We start from the raw sequence: 19,713 nt of genomic DNA on the forward strand, positions 1-19,713 counted from the left end.
ATACGCCTCGATCCTCATTTAAGTAAAGGGGGTAATAGGTCATACAGGAATCCATGCCTAGTTCAAATGACTTTTTGTTTGAGCAAAAGCTTCACGTTTAGCGCTACCAAATTATGCTTTGCGCTTTTTCTTTCTTACTCTCATGATGAAGGTAAAGATCGCCGCAAATACGACCACACCTACGATAAACAAATCAATATCTTGCTCAAACATAAACCACATTTTGTGTTCTAAGTTTACTTGTTGTTTTGGTGGAAAGCCTTCCCCGAATAGTTCAGTTGCTTGATTAATATTGTTCATTTCGATGGTTGAACTGCACGGACTACTACTTAATTCACCATCCACTTCGCTAAAGTATATTAAGTATTTGTTACCTTCCTTGAAATCAAATCCCCATGTGAAGTTAGTTGCAATAATTAGTTGAGAGTCAACTTCAGTATTCCAACTCCTCTCAACTTCCACTAAAATATATCTAATTTTCTCTTTGGTCCCCGTAAATCCCTCTTGCTTCAAGTCGACCTTTACTTGCTTTATTTCACCATAAACAGCTCCATCATATATTTCTAACTCTTCTTGGGGGCTTCCCGATTCAACACATGACAAAGCGTTAACATCTTGTGCATTTGAGATAAAGAACACGCTAGATATAAAAAATATTAACGTGAATATACGAAGCTTCAGTTTTTCCACCTTCTTCTCATAACGTTATTTCTACATCTTTATTGACCTGTTTAACAGGTAAAATGTTGCATTTTCCCTGGCCGTTAGGTGAATAAACAAAGAAGCAACCAATCGGACACAATTGTTTGCTCCATTTGTCTTTATTAAGTTATTATTCAAGACTAATCTAAAAGAAATAAAACTAAGATATTTTTCTTACAGCAAACCATAACTCAACAAAATTCAGTCCATCTTTAACTCCAGTAATTTCAAATTCCATTCCGTCGACCTGTTCATATCCTGTAGTAGGAAGCCATTCAGAAAAGAATCGTCTATATAAGGTTTCAATGGTTGCATCGAATTTATCCCATGTAAAGGGATCAGAGGAAAAGATCGCCCACGTGTGTGCTGGTATCGTTAAACTTGTGTAACCATCGGGTTTACTTGCTTCACCTTTAAATGCACACAACATGTATGGGAAAGTATCCTCCCCAGTTTTTTTGTAGCTACACACAGCATGCACTTTATGATAATTCGAATTCAAAGAGTTCGGTAGATCACCGGCATTTGTAGCAAGTCTTTCAACCTCGCCATTTTCGTGGCTTTGCTTCCATAATTCTGCTGGTGTCTCTACTCCGTTTAATTGAAACACTTTCTCTATTCCAAATATTTCAAAGCTTTCTTTTGTTTCGATACGATAGTTCATAGGCTCTTCCCCTTTAATTGAGATAAGGAAGGAAAGCCGAGGATAGGCTTTGAGAGCAGTCCCTTCTTCACGAGCCATCGCTGGATTAACACCATGCAATGATTGAAAAGCTCTTGCGAATGATACCGGTGATTCATACCCATACTTTATGGCAATATCAACAACTCTCCTATCACTATTCTGCAATTCAATTGCAGCGAGAGTCAGCCGTCTTCTTCGTATATATTCCGCAAGTGAAACATTGGTAATGAACGAGAACATCCTCTGAAACTGATGTGAAGAACAATAAGCACATTGAGCAATTTCCTTCAACTCGATCTCGCCGACCAAGTTCATTTCAATATAATCCAATGCTCGATTCATCCTCATAAGCCAATCCATCTCATCCCTCCTCTCAAAAAAAGTATAGTTTCGTTAGGTTTTCGTATCGCAACTATTTGTGCGCAATTAAGTTTCGTATCCGTCGAAAGATATTATGTTGTAAATATCCTGTCCGTTAGCTTTGGCTTTTTAAGTCCCGTATTTCTTTTCCCATTCTTCACTCCATTTTTGAAAACTTTTCCCCGTTACTTCTTCCAATGTTTTTCCATCCAATGAATATGGTGCCCCATCCATTGCTGTATTCGGGAAGGATGTTCCCCCTATAACTTTGCCTTCACAAAGTAATATTGAAACTTTGGATTTACTATCGTCAAACGTTCCCAGAGGATGGTTTGTTACTGTAAAGCTATATACCGATATTTCCATTCCGAAATACTGTTCGGGTTCTACTTTTTGAACCCCCCAGGCCTGTCTATATGGTATCGTTTCCGTTATCCCGTAGAGTAGTTTATCTTTGTTTAGAGTGTATTTCTGAACTTGACCATCGTACGAAGAAATTTTATAACCTTTTGCCTTAACATATTCTGTGGCAGTCTTTTGATCACCTGTAATCGTGAGTTCATCTGTACCCATCATCGTGACCTCGTTATTGCACCCAGCAATGATAAAAAAAACTAGCCCCATTACAATACGGATGGGTTTAAAATACATCAAGTTCCCTCCAATGTGCAGAAGTATATTCATCATTTTGACGATTCGTTCATTAACTAGTTGCGTTATTCTGCCATTACATAAACAAGGAAACAGCCAATTCCTTTGATCGGGAGTTTCCTTGTTTTATTGAACTAATGCTCCTGTTATTTGAATCGCTTTACTTTTCAGTTCCCAATTGGATGTCTTCAAATGGTACGTATTTATTCAGTTCAACTTCTTTATATACGCGTACATAATTGACATCAAAGGTTGGAAAAGGAGCCAATTCCTTAATTGTTAAGAGCTTCATTTCTTCCATCTCAGTCTCGTTCATACCCCAATAGGTTTGCCCCAAGGTTAAATGAGGATGATATTTATCCATTTCAAAGTAACGGTCTAAAAGTTCTTGTGATGGAGAAATCGCTTTTACCAAATTACGATGTAACTCTATGATATTGCTCGTTTCAACACTAAGAAATGTAACAGCACTTCCAAACGATCCCGGTTCTGATAACGATAATTGAAAACTTGGCATTAAAGAGCATGTCTGTCTCACACTTTCTAACCAATGAAGATCAACGGTAAGACCACCCTGCGCTTTTACAGTGATATGAGGCTCGACTACATCATTAAGACGATTACTGGACCAACGATCACGAAATGCCACAATTTTTTCTTTATAATCATCTGGAGGGGTAATTCCAATGAAGTATTTCATATTACCGCGTCACATCCTTTAGCAGACTAAATAAATATTAAAATCAAAAAGCAGCCGACCCTTTTGATCAACTGCCGAATGGTGTTCATTTCAGTAACGTTTCACTTTCCTCCAACATGAAACACACCAATTACGGTTTCACCATCTTTGTCATACAGGGGAATATCACGACCGTCTGGTGATCTGCTGTTCTGTATCGCAATAGCTTCTTCAGGTGTTTTTGGTTGCTCGCCATCCATGTCTTTTTTCAGCAGATATCCGTCTGTACCATCCACACCAGTAGCCAAGATTAAATCAGGTTCCGTTTCCGGAGAAGTCGCATATGCGGCAGAACCATATGTCTGTCCATTCTTATTTTTCGGATAAAGAGAAGTGATGTGAAATTGATTCATCGTATTTTTAACGTTTGTATATTGGGATAACCCTGAACCACTCGATACACTAATCATAAAAACCACAAAGATCAATAATATAACTCCTTTAGAATACATCTTCAGAACTGTTCACTCCCTTATACTTTTGAACTCGCAGAAATTCCAATGAAGAGAAGATGGTTTTCATATAATCACATTTCCTTTCCATCTTTAGAATAATATAACATAGATTCAAAGGAGTAGTTGGAAGTTGAACAATAATCATCTGACCTGTCTAACGTTATTGCAGAACTTCCCTCTTCGAGAGCATAAAAAAAACGGACACCGATCTGTGGAGATCAGCGTCCGTTTGTATGTTCCATATTATCATTTAAAAGTGTTACTTCACTTCGCCAACAACGGTAAAGCGCTCGTTTTTGTGTTGTGGGTTCTCAATCTCATCAACCAAAGCAATCGCATAGTCTGCATAGCTGATGTAGCTGTTGCCTTCGCTATTCACGAGAATAACGTCGTTGCCTGCTTGATATTTGCCGGTGCGTACACCTTCTGGATTAAAGAATCCAGCCGGGCTCAAGAATGTCCATTGAATACCCGAAGATGCTTGCAGATCCTGCAAGTTTTGGCCTTGGTTCGTTGCAGTTGCTTTGTAAGCATCCGGGAATCCTGGGGATTCAAAGACACGCAATGTTTTGGACTCATCTGTGAACAGGCTTCCTGCTCCACCCACCACGATCAGACGAGTGTTTGGTGCATCTTTCAGGATGTTGATCAACGCTTGTCCTACTTCCACATGCAGGTTTTCTTTACCAGCTGGCGCACCAAATGCATTTACAACCACATCGAATGCTTTAAGATCTTCAGCTGTAAGATCGAATACATCTTTCTCCAGCGTATTCAGGCTTTTATCTTCCAATTTGGATGCATTACGAACGATTGCCGTTACTTTATGCCCTCTGTCTGCTGCTTCTTTCAAAATTACACTTCCTGCTTTGCCTGTTGCACCAATGATTGCAATGTTCATCATGATCTCTCCTTTAAATTATCGATATTGTTTATATTTGAACTTTATATTGTAACTATAGTTGTTACAACTAAGTTTGTCAACCATGATACTTTCAGTACACGCAAAAAAGCCCCTGATATCATGCCCGTGCTAAACGGATACAATTCAGAGGCTATCTATTAAAGGGATTGCAAACTACTTATTTTCAAAACAGAATTGGGAAACCGCTGTAACTACGTTTCTTAACAATCCTTATCCGGCACACCCGCATCTTCCTTCGTACGGAAAGAAGATCCACAGCCACAAGTGGCTACCGCGTTCGGATTATGGATAGTGAAACCACCCGTCATACCGGACTCTTCAAAATCAATTTCGAGACCATCCAGATACTTCAGGTTTTCCTTCTCGACTACAACCTTCATACTCTGAATATCCATATACAGGTCCTCATCGGACTCTTTATCGTCAAAGCCCATGGCGTACGAAAATCCGGTGCAACCGCCCGGTGCTACGCCAAGACGCAGGAACATACCAGGTGTCTCTTGCTGTGCAAGCATCTCTTTCAATCTGTCAGCAGCCGTTTCGCTGATGTTAATCATGCCAGGTCACTCTCCTTTTCATTAACTCTTCTTTAAATTATACTCCACCCCGTCAAGGGTCTCAAGTCATGTTTGCCTCTTTCCGCGTTCCCCCTCTACTCCTTTTTCTTCCCAGTGTATTGAACCCCCGCGACACGAGGTTTATAATGAATAGGTGGTCGCACTGAAATGTCGATATTTTGCCATGACTTATTCAGGTGACGATCATATATAGAGTTGTAATTTTTTTCACATTTCGAGACTGTCCGCAGTCCCCAATGCATATAGAGTCACAAGACTCACTTTAATGAAAAAATTAGCTTTACGTACGCAGCACACGCTGCACCGGGTAAATAAGAGTTAGTCCATATAAGAAGGCGGCAGTTGACCGCATCTTTGCTATGTAGTTCTGTATGCAGATCCTACACACAACTCAAATCCGGTTAAGAACAGGAGGAAACAGTATGTCTACATTGGTAACACCGTTCACAGACAAAAGAATGGCTGAAATCGTTGAGAAAGTGCAGAACGGCGTAAGGCTGAACGTAGAAGACGGCGTATATCTGTATGAAACAGATGATCTGCTGACTTTGGGCCAGCTGGCCAATGAGGCCAACTTGCGGAAAAATGGTAAGAAAGTATATTTCATCGAAAACATGAGTCTTTATTTTACAAACGTATGTGAAGCTCACTGCGCTTTTTGTAATTTCCGCAAAGATCAGGGTGAAGAAGGCTCCTACACATTATCCGGTCAGGAAATGATCGATTATGTGGAACAGCATATTCATCCAGGCGTACGTGAGTTCCATATCGTAGGCGGACATAACAACCATGTTCCTTTTCAGTATTATGTCGATTCCCTGCGTGCTTTAAACGAGAAATATCCGGATGTTACGCTTAAAGCCTACACGGCAGCCGAGATCGATTTCTTCACTCGCATCAGCGGACTCAGTATTAAGGAAGTTCTGCAGGAGCTGCAAAAAGCAGGTCTGAAAACATTGACTGGTGGCGGCGCTGAGATTCTGTCGGATGAATATCGCAAAAAAATGCGTGTAGACAAAGCGAACGTGGATCGTTATCTTGAGGTGCACCGCACTGCTCATAACCTGGGCATGCGTACCCATACAACGATGCTGTATGGATCGATTGAATCCTATGAGGACCGCGTTAACCACATGGTGCAAATCCGTGAATTGCAAGACGAGACCAACGGATTCATGGTCTTTATCCCACTTTCCATGCAGCCAAAAAGTAAAAACGCGAGTATTATGCGTCGTAACTCGGCTTATGAGGATCTCAAAACGATTGCGATCAGCCGTCTGATGCTGGATAACATCGATCATATCAAAGCATACTTCATTAACATCGGTCCACAGCTAGCTCAAGTTGCCCTTGGATTCGGTGCTTCGGATGCACACGGCACAATCGTTCGCGAACGGATTAGTCATGCGGCAGGTGCACTCACACCTGAAGGCCTTACACGTAAAGAGCTCATATGGCTCATTAAAGGTGCAGGACGTATTCCGGTAGAACGTGATACGTTCTACAATGAAATTCAAGTGTACGAATAGGATATAACTCCATTCACAACCAATATTGCACCAGCACCAGCACCACTCCAGAACGCAGCTTTCATTATAGGGAGACGTTTGAATTCGAGTGGTGCAAACTGCTGATTAATATCTTCAATTTTCAATATCTACTTTTCAATTATTCAAATCATAACAAAAGGAGCAGCTATGTTATTGCATAGCTGCTCCACAGTTTACAGCCCCATTTCAGTGGGACTGATGCAGAAAGGAAGCCGAGTCATGAAAAATTTCGTCATTCTTGGAGGCGGCTATGGCGGCCTCACCATCATCAAGGAACTTCTGGAAGGTAAAATTCCATCCGATACACAAATTATTTTGGTGGACCGCAGCCCCTTTCAGGGATTAAAGACAGAATATTACGCACTCGCAGCAGGAACCGTATCTGATTATGACCTGCGTATCCAATTTCCAGTGAGCGATAAAGTCACTTACCGTTATGGAGAAGTTACTTCGATTGACCTGGAACAGCGTCAGATTGAATTTGAAGGCCAAGACGCGCTCGTGTACGACAAACTTGTCATTGGACTTGGTTGTACAGACCGTTTCCACAACACGCCAGGCGCCGAAGATTATAGCTGTACCATTCAGAGCTTTAGCAAAACACGCGAGACCTACCTTCGCCTTAATGAAGTCAAAGCCTATGGCAATGTGCATATCGTAGGCGGCGGATTAAGTGGTGTCGAGATGGCAGCCGAACTTCGTGAGAGCAGACCCGATCTAAACATCAGCATTCTGGATCGTGGTGAACGTGTATTATCTGCTTTCCCGCAACGTCTATCCGTGTATGTGCATGAATGGTTTAACGAACATCAGGTAGAGACACGCGGGCATATCGCCATTTCACGTGTTGAACCTAATGCTATCTATAACCGGGATGAACAGATTCTAACGGATGCTGTCGTGTGGACTGCAGGCATTCAGCCCGTAAAAGTGGTACAGGATCTGGACGTAACCAAAGACCCTCAAGGACGTGTCGTCCTGAATGAATACTACCAAATCCCGGAATATACCGATGTGTATGTCGTTGGTGACTGTGCCAGTGTACCTTATGCACCTAGCGGTCAAGCTGCGGAAGTACAGGGTGAACAGATCGCCCATATTCAGCATGCCCTCTGGAAAGGCGAAAAGCCCAATCCACATCCACTCAAGCTTCGTGGCACACTGGGTGCACTCGGCAAGAAGTCTGGGTTTGGGCTGATGGGCAAAACGTCCATGATGGGACGTGTACCTCGTATTTTGAAAAGTGGTGTGCTCTGGATGTCCAAGCGTCATCTCGGTTAGTCGAGATCCAGCTCGTCCCAGACATCGGCTTCGGCAATTTTGGCCAGAATGGCGTTATATAGATCTTCCACTTTGTCCGTGATGACAACTTCACCATTCACCAGTGCAAATGGAGTCATAGAACATTGGCCGCAGTTGGTGAGGCAGCCGTATTCAATCACATCATAGTCTGGATTTTCTTCCAGTTGATCCATGACTTCATCTGTGCCAAAATGCATATTATTGGCACAAAATTCAATAATCGGTCTCATATAGGTTCACCTGCTTTGTTTGACCATTTTAATTTGTGGCCATTTGTAATATAATATAGGGGAAAGGAGTTGAAAAAAATGAGCGAAAACGCACAAAGCACCATGTATGATGAAGTAATTGATGTGCTTGACAAACTTCGTCCGTTTCTGCAACGCGATGGCGGTGACGTGGAACTGGTCGACGTGGAAGACGGCATTATTAAGCTGAAACTGGTCGGTGCCTGCGGCAGTTGCCCAAGCTCCACCATTACCTTAAAAGCCGGGATTGAACGTGCCCTTCTCGAAGAAGTTGAGGGTGTACAAGAAGTCGTACAAGTATTCTAATCAATCCTTCACGAAATAAACCTCAAGAGCCTTTCGCTTCGCATGAAGCGGAGGGCTCTTTTTTTGTGTGCATATGCAGAGAATTCATGTTCACAGTCACCTTGACCCGTTTCCACGTACAATCCTTCAATTCACCTTTTAAGTATCCTCGCGCTGTATAGTCGGACGAATCGGATCAAGTCCTCCAGATACATCCATAATGTTACCTGTTATAAAATCGGAATGATCAAGACACAGATACGTAATCACTCGTGCAATATCTTCACCGCTGCCTGGGCGCCCTCTTGGCGTTTCCTCGTCGGTGATGCCTGCCATTTCATCAATCGTTTTCTCTTTGTTCGCACCACGAATGTCACCTGGACATACCATGTTAACCGTAATTCCATACGGAGCTTCTTCAACCGCGAGTGTCTTTGTAAAAGATACCAGACCCACCTTGGCAGCCGCATATACGGCGCGATGAGGCCAAGATCTCGCTTCTCCAGCATGACTGAAGCCAAAATGGATAATGCGTCCCCATTGCTTGCGTCTCATCTCTGGCAATACACGCTGATCCAGTAACATCGGTCCCAACAGATTTCCCTGCACAAGCATCTGGACCTCAGCTTCAGAATATTCCGCAAATAATCGTCGTTCACGGACAAATGGACCTGCGTTATTCACCAAAATATCAATGCTGCCCAGGTTGCCTTCCACCTGCTCAACCAATGAAGAGATATCTTCCACCTTGGATATATCAGCCTGGATGGCAATGCACCGCACACCCTTGGCTATAATCTGAGCCTTTAAAGCCTCAGCTTCTGTTCTGCTGTGTACATAGTTGAGGGCAATATGACACCCTTGATCTGCCAGACTGAGGGCCGTCATTTTACCAAGACCTTTGGCACTTCCCGTTATGAGGGCAATCTTTCCCTTCACGTTCATCCCCCTCTTCAAAGAGCAGTCACTATCCAGTATAAAAGATTTATCGTCCTCCTACAACTCGCTTATCCACAAGGGATTATCCACCTTTAATTCCAAATATATCTTGATTGAAATCAAACACCTATGGTACTGTCGAGGATATAACCCGAAAGGACCTCTACATGTATATGAAGAACAAAAGATGGATAGCATTTCTTACACTTTTAATGTTGAGTTTATTCACAGTCTTTAGTGCCTTACAGGTATCAGCGGCAAGTGAGAATGAGCCAGCACCTGATGAGTACGATTGGATTATTGGACCAGCATCTGTCTCTCTGGATGGTAAGGCCACCTTGGAAGTCCCTGAAAGCCATTCCTATCTGGATAAGCCCAATACCCAACGCTCGATACTTAACAGTGATGGAAAGCCTAATGGGAACGAAATCGGAAGCCTAACCAGCAATAGCGAATTCGGCTCGTGGTATGTTGTGTTTGAATACGTGAAAACAGGTCATATTCATGATGACGATCAGAATTTGAGTGCTGAAGAACTGTTAAGCAGTTATATCCGAGGCACAGAAGAAGATAACAGAGAACTTGATCCTGAATATAGAACGTACGTAACGGGGTGGGAAATCGAACCGGCATATGACAGTACCAAACATCAGTTGGTTTACTCCCTTGGTTTCAAGAATGCTGATCAGCAAGCCATGGTCAATTACAATGTAAAACTCCTGACACGCGAAGGGTACATCACAGCCATTCTGGTTACAGATACGGCTAACTTTCAACAGAGCCGTCAGGCATTCGAGGAAACCGTACTTCATAAGCTTAGCATCAATGCAGGATACACCTATGAGGAGTACAATGCTTCGACTGACAAAACATCCACTATAGGGCTCAACAGTCTTCTGATGGGCGGGATCGGGTACACAGCTTCCCAGAAATTCAGTGCTCTTCTTTTGCTCAAAAAAGGATGGGCTTTGATCCTCGTTGTCGTCCTTGGGTTAATCGGTTGGATCAGATACAAGATCAAAAGCTCACACGGAGAAGAAGAAACACTCTCTCCCTCCGAGAGAACGTACCTGCAAGAAGCAGATGAGCAGCAGTATGCTGATCAGAATGAATTATCCTACTACCGCCAATCTGGGCATCACTCCAACGCGGAGAAACAAGATAAGCTCTAACCCTTCCCTTATTGATCCCACGTCAGCACAGACTTAGGAAACATAAAATAAGCCGTATATCTCTTCTGAAGAGATATACGGCTTATTCTTAAAAGCTTCACATCATATCATACATATCATGAATTATTCAGTTGCAGGTTCAACTGCACCTTTATAACGTTCTTTGATGAATGTTTTTACTTCTTCGGAGTGCAAAGCAGCAGCCAGTTTTTGAATTGCATCTGCATCCTTGTTGTCCTCACGGGAAACGAGGATGTTTGCGTATGGGTTACCTTGCAGATCTTCGATCAGCAAAGCATCATTCGCTGGATTCAGGTTCGCTTCAAGCGCATAGTTAGCGTTGATGAATACCAGATCTGCTTCATCCAATTGACGAGGCATCATAGCTGCATCCAGCTCGATGATATCCAGGTTCTTCGGATTGGCTGTGATATCTTGAATCGTAGATGTAATATTTGTGTCGTCTTTCAGCGTAATGATACCTTCCTTAGCAAGCAGCAACAGAGCACGTCCACCATTGGATGGGTCATTTGGAATTGCTACTTTTGCGCCGTCAGCCAATTCATCCAAAGACTTAATCTTCTTGGAGTATCCGCCAAAAGGTTCAACATGAACAGGTGTTACAGAAACGAGGTTGAATCCACGTTCTTTATTCTCTGTGTCCAGATAAGGTTGGTGCTGAAAGAAGTTTGCATCCAATTTTTTGTCAGCAAGTTGCTGATTGGGTTGAACATAGTCGTTGAATGTAACGACTTGCAGACGAATACCTTGTGCTTCCAGTTCAGGCTTGATGCTTTCCAGAATCTCTGCGTGTGGTGTAGGTGAAGCTCCAACTTTCAATTCAACTGTACGAGGTGCACCTGCTGAATTGTCTGCGCCGCTATCGGCGTCCTTGTTGTTTCCGCAAGCTGCGAGAACCGCAATCAACATAAGACTAAGTAGAGCAAAAGACCATTTTTTCATGTGTAAAACCCCTTCTCTAATCATTTTTGTCATGTGGCATCCGCATTATTGCATAACCATCATGTTATCTATGTGTTATTTCCTGGTGAAAAATGTAACCAAGCGATCTCCAGCCATCTGGAGAATTTGCACTAGTATGATCATCGACACTACGGATATGATCATAATTTCATTTTGATAACGGAAGTATCCATAGTTGATTGCCAGTGTTCCCAGACCTCCACCGCCAACCATGCCCGCCATCGCCGTATAGGAGACGAGCGTAACAATGGTGATCGTTATACCAGCAAGCAGTCCAGGCAGTGCCTCAGGCAGTAACACCCGTCTTACAATCTGTCCGGTCGATGCACCCATCGACTGTGCCGCTTCAATGACACCACGATCAACTTCTCGCAACGTCGTCTCCACCAAACGAGCAAAATAAGGAGCTGCTGAAATCACCAAAGGAGGTATAACGCCGAGCACCCCCGTAGCTGTACCGACGAGTATACGAGTGAATGGAATAAGAGCAACAATCAATATGATAAATGGGACTGAGCGCAAAATATTCACAATCAGGGATAGTATAGTGTACACTGCCCGTGACTTAATCGAAGCAGATCGGGCTGTCATGAACAGCAGTACTCCGAGCGGTAAACCTAAGATAACGGTAAACAAGCCTGATACACCCAAAATTTGCAGTGTCTCTATGGAAGCTTTACCAACCTCTTCCCAACGTACGGTTGAAAAATCCATCTAACGAAGCACCTCCACATCAAGTCCCTCAGCGGTTAATTCTGATATCGTCCGATCAATCGCATTTGAATCACCCTCGAACCGAACGGTCAGCTGCCCATAAGGAACCTGTTTGATCGTAGAGATTGTACCTTGCAGGATGGCAAAATCCACGCCTGTTTTACGTACCGTTCTAGACAAAATCGCTTCATACGTTTTGTTACCCAGAAAGGATATCTTCACAAGTTTGGAAGCAGCACCTGCCTGCAATTCAACGCCTGCATTTGCCAGAGCGGTCTCTTCCAGAGCAAGTCCAGCTTCATGGTCACGCATCATGAAGTCCCGCGTAATCGCATGCTGCGGCTTCAGGAACACGTCTGTTACAGGTCCTTGTTCCACAATGCCGCCCTGATGAATGACAGCCACCTTGTCACAGATGTTCTGAATGACATGCATCTCATGTGTAATCAGCACAATCGTAAGGTTGTACTTTTCATTAATATCGAGTAATAACTTCAGGATTGAATTTGTCGTCTGCGGATCAAGTGCCGAAGTAGCCTCATCACAGAGAAGTACATTTGGATCACTTGCAAGTGCTCTCGCAATCCCTACACGTTGTTTCTGGCCGCCAGATAATTGAGCCGGATATTTGCTGCTGTGGTGCTCCAGACCAACCAGTGCAAGCATTTCCTTCACTTTGCGATCAATGGCATCCTTGGGTGTATTCACAAGCTTTAGTGGAAAAGCTACATTGTCATATACCGTTGCCGAAGATAACAGATTAAAGTGTTGAAAAATCATCCCGATCTTGCGTCTCTGTTGCTGCAATTCGGTTTTGCTCAGTTCAGTCAGGTTGATTCCGTCGACCCATACCTCACCCTCCGTAGGCCGTTCCAGCAAATTAATGCAGCGAATCAATGTGCTTTTGCCCGCTCCAGAATGTCCAATCACACCGTAGATTTCACCCTTTTGGATGCTCAAATTCAGCTCGGATAACGCTGTTGTAGATTTTGCCCCTTTGCCGTACGTTTTCGTTAAACCTTTTAATTCAATCAATCGCACTTGCCCCTTTCCAACCACCTACATGTATCTTTACCCGATCTAAAGGAAAACTCCCCTTAAAGTACAAAAAAAGAGCCCTTTGCAGATACAAAGAGGGCTCTTCACGTGAAAGAATATACCTTCTCATCTGCCAAAATCGTGTCTTGCACCATTTTGTAGGAATTAGCACCTAACATCTATAACGAATGATACATGTATCATGTCATTACAAATCGGTTGCCGGGCTTCATCGGGCCTGTCCCTCCGCCGCTCTCGATAAGAAATATGTTGTTGTAGGATTTTATAAGTTCATGTAGTTTATGCTTTATAATGTGAACGTAACTTCCGAAATATCAGTTATATCCATGTAACATTCGATTGAAACTCAGTATATTCCAAGTATTCCGATTTGTCAAAGGGAATTATTTCTTTTCCATATTTTATTGATATAACTATAAGAGGCTGTTAACGTTTCACAGACCATATCCACGCCCTGACGCATTTCCTGCACATGCTGATTCAGATCCTCCAATTTCACTTTACCTTGCAAGGTCTGGTGTAACTGCCACAGGTCATCGTGCATTTCTGAGTTCATGTAGTGAATTTCCATATTACGTCGTTTGCGCAGCTTGCTCATCGGTTCACGATAAGAGTCCTTGATCTGTATTAATTGCAATGCAAGATCATGATGTTCCCTCGCATAGTCGAACTGCCTTAACACAGTAAAATAAGAAAAATGCGCTTTGGTATTTGAAGTATTCAACTGGAATATTTCATTTAATACCGTGCCGACTTTATCCAGAATGGCAAAGCAGCGGATAAAGCCATCTTTGTAGAAATACACATACCGAGCATACTCGGCTTTTTCAGTCGCCGTCATATCATCCGTTGATCCTGCAACGACCTTTTTGCGAAAATGAGCAGCAGCGAAACAGCTTTGCTCCAGTTCATCCAGTGAGGAGATGAGTCCCTGAGTCCACACATACAGTTTCCGATAGTCATGCGTGGGATCATGGTCCACATGCATTTGTCGTTGAAATAGCTCAAGCGTATGCGCCATTGCGTCCATCGCTGCCTTCAATTTACCTTCGTTTATACGTGGCTTTTCCCCCAACAACGTTCGCAGCATGTCTAACCTCCTCTTTTCCAAATCAACAAGAATTCATCACCGTAAACGTAACACATCATCCATTCCGTGTAATTGCTGCTTGCCATAGGTTGCCCTGATCCCCCTGACATCAAACAAAGTCCACCTGTCCAATGATGTACATCACTGGATGGTGGACTTTCATATTTAGCCCAATTACCTTTGAATAAAGAATGGATATATCTCTTAGAACCGATTAACCGGTCGATACAGCTTGTACACCAGGAAACTCATATAGGTTAAAACCCCGAACAATATGGCGATATCCAGCATATGTGCGAGAGCTACGAACATGTATACTTCCGGACGGTTCATTGTCACCATCATGAAAATACCAATGACTACTTGCATCAGAATAAGAACAACGGATACCACACCCAGAGTACGCATTTCCTTGTTGTCCGGATGATTACGGTAAGCGAAATGACCCAGGATTGCGATAACAATCACGAGCGACGCAGCTGCTGCACGGTGAGCAAAAGCAACCGCTACCCCACCCGAAAGCTCAGGAATAATCTGACCGTTACAAAGCGGAAATCCAGAACATCCGCCGGCAGAATCCGTGTGACTCACAAATGCACCTGTGTATACCACGAGATATGTGTAAATGGTGGAGAACCAGACCAGATTCCTGAATTTTTTGCTAACCCGAGGGTATTTATTCAGGCGCTCCAATCCGCCATCTTTGGCCTCCTGCCTTATGCCCAGCGTCATCATTAGAGAACTGGCAAAAGCAATCAGTGCAAAACCAAAATGCAGTGCCATGACTGCTGAAGATTGGGAGAAGACAACGGCAAAAGCCCCCATGATTCCCTGGACGATAACAAATACCAGAGTTAAGAAAGAAAACAATTGCAGGTCACGGCGTGACTTGCCAAACCGCAGAAAAGCAACAAACGAGGCAATGGACAACAGTCCAGCCAGTGCACTTACAGCGCGATGGGAATATTCAATGAGTGAAGCCACAGTATGTGCGGGAACGAGTTTTCCGTTACATAAAGGCCATTCTGTTCCGCAGCCAAGGCCCGATTCCGTTTTGGTTACGATGCCTCCACCAAAAGTGGCCAGAAACATGACAAGACAGGTTAATACGGTTAACCATTTAAACAAAGTTAAGTGTTTCAATTTTTTCTCACCCGCTGTTGGTTTAAGATGGCGAAGAATATTCTCCGCTTGTTTCGGTACTTTGACACTTATTTCACAACTAAATTCATTATACCGGATAAAATGTTCATTGACGTCGCGCTTTGTGACAAAATGTTAACGTCTGGTGAAATAATGACCCGCAGGTCATTTAGGATATGTACAGAAACGTTTCTTACATAGAACGTGTCGAACACACAAACGCCATTTCCCTATTTCAAGAGAAATGGCGTTCTTTTTATTATACCCTTTTACAACATGAACCTGTCATACTTTTATATAAGTTCATGAAACATTTACACAATAACGGAGAGGACAGAAATAACCAGAAGAAGCGGAGCGTTCGCCTTTATCCCCGGATTTCTCCCCTTTATAAAAGGGATCAAAGAAATCTGGGGATAACAGCGATCGGAAGGTTATTCTGTCATCGGAGTGCCTGTGTAAAAGTTGAGCTTGTATAACATTATTTATGGATCGTGTTGTACACCTCAACTGCGCGATCCAGGAACTGCTCAATCTCTTCTCTCGACTTGCGCAGCTTGTTCACATACCGTACGAGTTCGCGGCCATCTGTATATGCCACAAAGCTCGGAATGCCAAGAATATTCTGCTCTTCACTAACGGTTCCAACCTGATCCACGTCGACCTCAATCAAGGTCAGTTCACGTGCATATTTCTCTTCAACCTCAGGCATAAACGGATCGATGTATTTGCAGTCACCACACCAGTCTGCCTTGAATACGGCAATCGTCAAACGTGGGGATTGGATGGCTACATCAAAAGCCGGTTTGGAAGTAATCTGTTCCATTCAGTTCATCTCCCTTTCTGTACCTTGTCTTACCCTAAGTGAAGCAAATTGGCGAGTGGAAGTCAAATAATCAGCGCATACTTAGAGTAAACCACATAGTCTGTGAAATTAAACCCAGAACATCATGAAAGGATGTCACATCATGACTTCCACCAGAACCGATTCTTCCAGCGAACAACATCACGGGTCCCTTCTGCAGATGGTCCGTTCCATTCCGGGTGCTGCCCGTGAAATCTGGCGTGGCAAACAGGCTGCATGGCAAGCTTCAGCACAGCTTCGTCACCCATTGCGTGACATCGAGTGGGATACCGATACGGCAGCTGCCTTACAGTCTGAGGTGGAGCGTTTGTTACCTACCAGCAACAAATCTTTTACACGCACGGACCAGGTTCAAAGCGCACTCGTCTGCGAAGAAGATTGCATCATTCTGGAAGAGATTAAGACACTGACTCAGGAGCACAATCGGAGTAATATCACCCGCACGGCAGCCTATCTGGAATGTTATGAGCAATATCCCGAACTGCATTGGGCACTACTGGCCCATATGGTCTCTCGCAACGGCGGATATCACATGACAGATCTTCAGAGTGACTTAATGCATAATCTACAGAATCAAAGCGATCGCGAGCATATGTATCGGCTGCTGGAGCGGTGCAATGCACTCATTTTCCAGGATGCATATCCACAGCTTCTGCTGTATATGAACAGTCGCCGGATCGGACGTAGCTGTTTCCATCTCTTGTCGCACTTTCACGTATCGGCGTTTATGACGCCGTTTTGGGAACGCTTTTGGCTGGAACGATGCAGTTCACTGCTAAGTGTGGCATTAATTATTAATGAGCAGAACTATATCGAGAGCCGGGTGGTGCAACATCCTTATTTTCAAAAAGAGGTACTATCCAAACCCGCATTCCATCTGCATAATCTGGCCGGTCTGAATCATATCGTCTTTCCTCTTGGACGGGGGGCAGGACTCGCAGGACGCGTCATTGAACATTTTGGCAAACTGGATGAGCGAATCATGTTTGGCAAAGGGCTATATGCCCTGTTGTTTGGCGTGGAGCAAGTACACACACAAGTGTTGGAGTTCGCACGCTTGGTTCCCCATCGTGGCTCGCGCGCTGAATATTGGCCTGGGCTGTTTACCAATCGTGCAGACGAGGCAGGGGAACATACATTTTATGCTCAGGAGCTAATGGATGAAGAATGGCTTCCAGAAGGGCAACGATTATATAGTCCGGAACTGCTCTCCGTATGGGGGGACACGCCTTATGAACCGATCACCAGACATGACTGGCTTCAGACTCGGGATAGTCTCGGTTATCTGACGGTACCGCGTCGGCCATGGCTGTTTGAGATGAGTCACGAACACCGGTATGGCATGCTGAAAACAGCACTGGCTCATGATGCCAAGGCCATCACACACTAATGCTAAAAATCATATAGAGCAGGCAAAGACGGATGATGTGATACCCGATGTACCGCTAATCCTCGCTTGCTGGGCTAATGTCGAGTTCAGTCGCTCAACTCTCCTTAACTATACAAAAAGCCCTGTCCGCTAAACAGCAGACAGAGCCTGTATCCTATTTTCACAAAATATTGGAGCATGGATGATGCTCCTTGCATGTTTAACCTCTTTGCCCAGCTCCACGTTGAAGACGCATAAGTGGACGAAGAATTTTTTGCAGAATACGGGGGTAACTGCCCAGCTCGTCCTTGCGCAGTACACGCAGCACAACCATGAGAACCAGATACACCACCACAACAAGCAAACCAACCACAAGGCAGGTAAGCAAGAAGGATACACGCGCTGGCAGGAACAGTCCAAAGATCGTATTGCCAATCCAGTTCGTTGCAAATCCTACACCTGCTGCAAGCAACACTGTAATGATAAATCCTTTCCAACGATCTCCCATGATGGAGAAATCAACGATTTTACGAAGGACCCGCAGATTCAGGTACGTGATGACCAAGAAGCAGAGGGCCGTTGCAATAATGATGCCGTAAATGCCGAAGATCGGCGCCAGAATCAGACTTGCGATCAGTTTGATCACAACACCTGCTGCGACACTGATCATCGTAATCCGCGGTTTCCCTACCCCTAGTAAAATAGAGTTGGTGGTCATCATCGTAATCTGGAAAATGGTACCGAATGTTAACAAGGCAATGATCGGCGTTCCATCCAGATTGGTAAACAGCAATCCGTTGACCGAATACGCTGCCGCACAAAGAGCAATGACAATCGGCATACCTGTCAGAATTGAAATGCGCAACGCAAGTGTAACCTGACTCTTCAGATGCGCTTCATCCTTGCGGGCAAATGCTGCCGATATGACAGGCACCAATGATTGACTCAAAGCGATAGCCAGAATCGGAGGAATACCCGCAATACTTTGGGCTTTCGCACCCAGGATCGCAAGTACACCAGTCGCTTCTTCGAGTCCGATCTGGCCACTAAGCAGTGGTACCACAAGGGATGAATCGATGAAGTTAATGGCTGGAACCGCAAGTGAAGACAGCACAATTGGAATAGACAGCTTAAAGATATCACTGTAGATACCTCGCATCGGTAACTGCTCTGCACGCTCGTAATTCAATTGCGCTGCACGGTCGCTACGACGCAGCTTCAAGGTGAAATACAGCATGACACCAAAGGCACCCACACTTCCTAATACCCCACCAAATGAAGCACCCGCAGCAATCGTCTGGTCATCATAATTCCATTGCAGCATGACATAAGCCACGATAACGGCTGTACCTACACGGGCGAACTGTTCCACGATCTGTGAAATACCACCCGCTGTCATGTTGCCGCGTCCCTGGAAATATCCACGCATCATTGCAATGGCCGGGAAGAGCAGCAAGGCTGGAGCCAAGGCGCGAATGGCGCTGACTGACTCCGGTACTTTGGACACATACGTAGCATAATAAGGTGCCGCGAACCACAACAAAGCAGACATGACTACCCCGGCAACAGCGGCAAAGATCAGGGCTGCACGGTAGATCTGTTGAGCTTCACCCGCGCGTCCGAGCGCATAGCGTTCCGATACCATTTTACTTAGAGTACTCGGTATGCCCGCCGTTGCTACAGTTAACAGCATTAAATATACCGTATTGGAGATCGTAAACGATGCGTTACCGATATCGCCGAGGATATGCTCCAGCGGCACCCGTTGAACCAATCCGAGTACTCTTGCGATCAGTGCAGCGGCCGCCAGTATGAGCGTACCCCTAATGAATGTTTCTTTCTTAGACAAACGAATTCCCCTTCTTTCCTCCACACCGGACGTGCATCCCGTTGAAGCT

The 19,713-nt window shown here is 44.2% G+C and carries 21 protein-coding genes and 1 riboswitch; of the genes, 5 read left to right on the top strand and 16 right to left on the bottom strand.

The genetic code is table 11. The features are described 5' to 3' along the window. Positions 1-111 precede the first annotated feature (111 nt). The 7 genes from MHH92_RS24985 to MHH92_RS25015 form a co-directional block, all read right to left on the bottom strand. Positions 112-690 carry a hypothetical protein gene (locus MHH92_RS24985; RefSeq protein ID WP_340907013.1) on the bottom strand — a complete coding sequence of 193 codons (579 nt, stop codon included), beginning with the start codon at positions 688-690 and terminating at the stop codon, positions 112-114. 172 nt (positions 691-862) lie between these two features. Continuing rightward, the gene (locus MHH92_RS24990; RefSeq protein WP_340907014.1) at positions 863-1,747 is read right to left on the bottom strand and encodes an AraC family transcriptional regulator; all 885 of its coding nucleotides are present in this window, start codon (positions 1,745-1,747) and stop codon (positions 863-865) included. Between the two features lie 129 nt (positions 1,748-1,876). Beyond that, positions 1,877-2,398: a hypothetical protein gene (locus MHH92_RS24995; RefSeq protein ID WP_340907015.1), complete on the bottom strand. Its 522-nt coding sequence runs from the start codon at positions 2,396-2,398 to the stop codon at positions 1,877-1,879. Positions 2,399-2,558: 160 nt separating this feature from the next. Next, entirely contained in the window at positions 2,559-3,098 is a 540-nt protein-coding gene (locus MHH92_RS25000) for a 2'-5' RNA ligase family protein (RefSeq protein ID WP_340907016.1), read from the bottom strand. Between the two features lie 101 nt (positions 3,099-3,199). Beyond that, complete coding sequence (locus tag MHH92_RS25005; RefSeq protein ID WP_340907017.1) at positions 3,200-3,565, bottom strand: hypothetical protein; 366 nt, start codon at positions 3,563-3,565, stop codon at positions 3,200-3,202. Positions 3,566-3,851: 286 nt separating this feature from the next. Beyond that, entirely contained in the window at positions 3,852-4,493 is a 642-nt protein-coding gene (locus MHH92_RS25010; protein WP_036605754.1) for an NAD(P)-dependent oxidoreductase, read from the bottom strand. Between the two features lie 224 nt (positions 4,494-4,717). Continuing rightward, positions 4,718-5,074 carry a HesB/IscA family protein gene (locus tag MHH92_RS25015; protein WP_036605753.1) on the bottom strand — a complete coding sequence of 119 codons (357 nt, stop codon included), beginning with the start codon at positions 5,072-5,074 and terminating at the stop codon, positions 4,718-4,720. A gap of 443 nt (positions 5,075-5,517) precedes the next feature. Between MHH92_RS25015 and mqnE the strand changes: the two genes are divergently transcribed. Both mqnE and MHH92_RS25025 read left to right on the top strand, forming a co-directional pair. Beyond that, on the top strand, positions 5,518-6,624 hold the full coding sequence (mqnE, locus tag MHH92_RS25020) for an aminofutalosine synthase MqnE (RefSeq protein WP_047841294.1): 1,107 nt from the start codon (positions 5,518-5,520) through the stop codon (positions 6,622-6,624). A 240-nt stretch (positions 6,625-6,864) separates the two neighbouring features. Then, positions 6,865-7,926, top strand: a complete 1,062-nt coding sequence (locus MHH92_RS25025) for an NAD(P)/FAD-dependent oxidoreductase (protein ID WP_339185801.1) — start codon at positions 6,865-6,867, stop codon at positions 7,924-7,926. Here the strand turns inward: MHH92_RS25025 and MHH92_RS25030 are convergent. After that, a complete protein-coding gene (locus MHH92_RS25030) occupies positions 7,923-8,177 on the bottom strand; it encodes a YuzB family protein (protein ID WP_036605750.1) in 255 nt (84 codons plus the stop codon). The two genes, MHH92_RS25025 and MHH92_RS25030, sit on opposite strands and share 4 nt — an antisense overlap. Before the next feature lie 78 nt (positions 8,178-8,255). Here MHH92_RS25030 and MHH92_RS25035 point away from each other — a divergent pair, with 78 nt between their 5' ends. Further along, complete coding sequence (locus tag MHH92_RS25035; RefSeq protein ID WP_017692412.1) at positions 8,256-8,501, top strand: NifU family protein; 246 nt, start codon at positions 8,256-8,258, stop codon at positions 8,499-8,501. Positions 8,502-8,639: 138 nt separating this feature from the next. On the opposite strand, the gene MHH92_RS25040 is transcribed toward MHH92_RS25035, so the two are convergent. Beyond that, complete coding sequence (locus tag MHH92_RS25040; RefSeq protein WP_036673331.1) at positions 8,640-9,419, bottom strand: SDR family oxidoreductase; 780 nt, start codon at positions 9,417-9,419, stop codon at positions 8,640-8,642. Between the two features lie 173 nt (positions 9,420-9,592). On the opposite strand from MHH92_RS25040, the gene MHH92_RS25045 reads away from it, so the two are divergent. Further along, positions 9,593-10,591: a DUF2167 domain-containing protein gene (locus MHH92_RS25045; RefSeq protein WP_340907019.1), complete on the top strand. Its 999-nt coding sequence runs from the start codon at positions 9,593-9,595 to the stop codon at positions 10,589-10,591. Positions 10,592-10,714: 123 nt separating this feature from the next. On the opposite strand, the gene MHH92_RS25050 is transcribed toward MHH92_RS25045, so the two are convergent. The 6 genes from MHH92_RS25050 to MHH92_RS25075 form a co-directional block, all read right to left on the bottom strand. After that, complete coding sequence (locus MHH92_RS25050) at positions 10,715-11,554, bottom strand: MetQ/NlpA family ABC transporter substrate-binding protein (protein ID WP_340907020.1); 840 nt, start codon at positions 11,552-11,554, stop codon at positions 10,715-10,717. Positions 11,555-11,629: 75 nt separating this feature from the next. Then, positions 11,630-12,289, bottom strand: a complete 660-nt coding sequence (locus tag MHH92_RS25055) for a methionine ABC transporter permease (protein WP_036673326.1) — start codon at positions 12,287-12,289, stop codon at positions 11,630-11,632. After that, positions 12,290-13,324: a methionine ABC transporter ATP-binding protein gene (locus tag MHH92_RS25060; RefSeq protein ID WP_100529773.1), complete on the bottom strand. Its 1,035-nt coding sequence runs from the start codon at positions 13,322-13,324 to the stop codon at positions 12,290-12,292. It abuts the gene before it with no gap. 126 nt (positions 13,325-13,450) lie between these two features. Further along, positions 13,451-13,592: riboswitch (SAM riboswitch) on the bottom strand. 129 nt (positions 13,593-13,721) lie between these two features. Then, entirely contained in the window at positions 13,722-14,438 is a 717-nt protein-coding gene (locus MHH92_RS25065) for a Cthe_2314 family HEPN domain-containing protein (protein ID WP_047841300.1), read from the bottom strand. Between the two features lie 204 nt (positions 14,439-14,642). Beyond that, on the bottom strand, positions 14,643-15,581 hold the full coding sequence (locus MHH92_RS25070; protein WP_340907021.1) for a COX15/CtaA family protein: 939 nt from the start codon (positions 15,579-15,581) through the stop codon (positions 14,643-14,645). Between the two features lie 481 nt (positions 15,582-16,062). Further along, complete coding sequence (locus tag MHH92_RS25075; protein WP_017692403.1) at positions 16,063-16,407, bottom strand: thioredoxin family protein; 345 nt, start codon at positions 16,405-16,407, stop codon at positions 16,063-16,065. Between the two features lie 142 nt (positions 16,408-16,549). Here MHH92_RS25075 and MHH92_RS25080 point away from each other — a divergent pair, with 142 nt between their 5' ends. Then, on the top strand, positions 16,550-17,836 hold the full coding sequence (locus MHH92_RS25080) for a DUF2515 family protein (protein WP_340907022.1): 1,287 nt from the start codon (positions 16,550-16,552) through the stop codon (positions 17,834-17,836). 199 nt (positions 17,837-18,035) lie between these two features. Here MHH92_RS25080 and MHH92_RS25085 read toward each other — a convergent pair whose 3' ends face one another. Next, on the bottom strand, positions 18,036-19,664 hold the full coding sequence (locus MHH92_RS25085; protein ID WP_340907023.1) for a putative polysaccharide biosynthesis protein: 1,629 nt from the start codon (positions 19,662-19,664) through the stop codon (positions 18,036-18,038). Positions 19,665-19,713 lie beyond the last annotated feature (49 nt).

It is taken from the genome of Paenibacillus sp. FSL M7-1414 (genome assembly GCF_038003195.1).
GTDB classification, from domain to species: domain Bacteria; phylum Bacillota; class Bacilli; order Paenibacillales; family Paenibacillaceae; genus Paenibacillus; species Paenibacillus amylolyticus.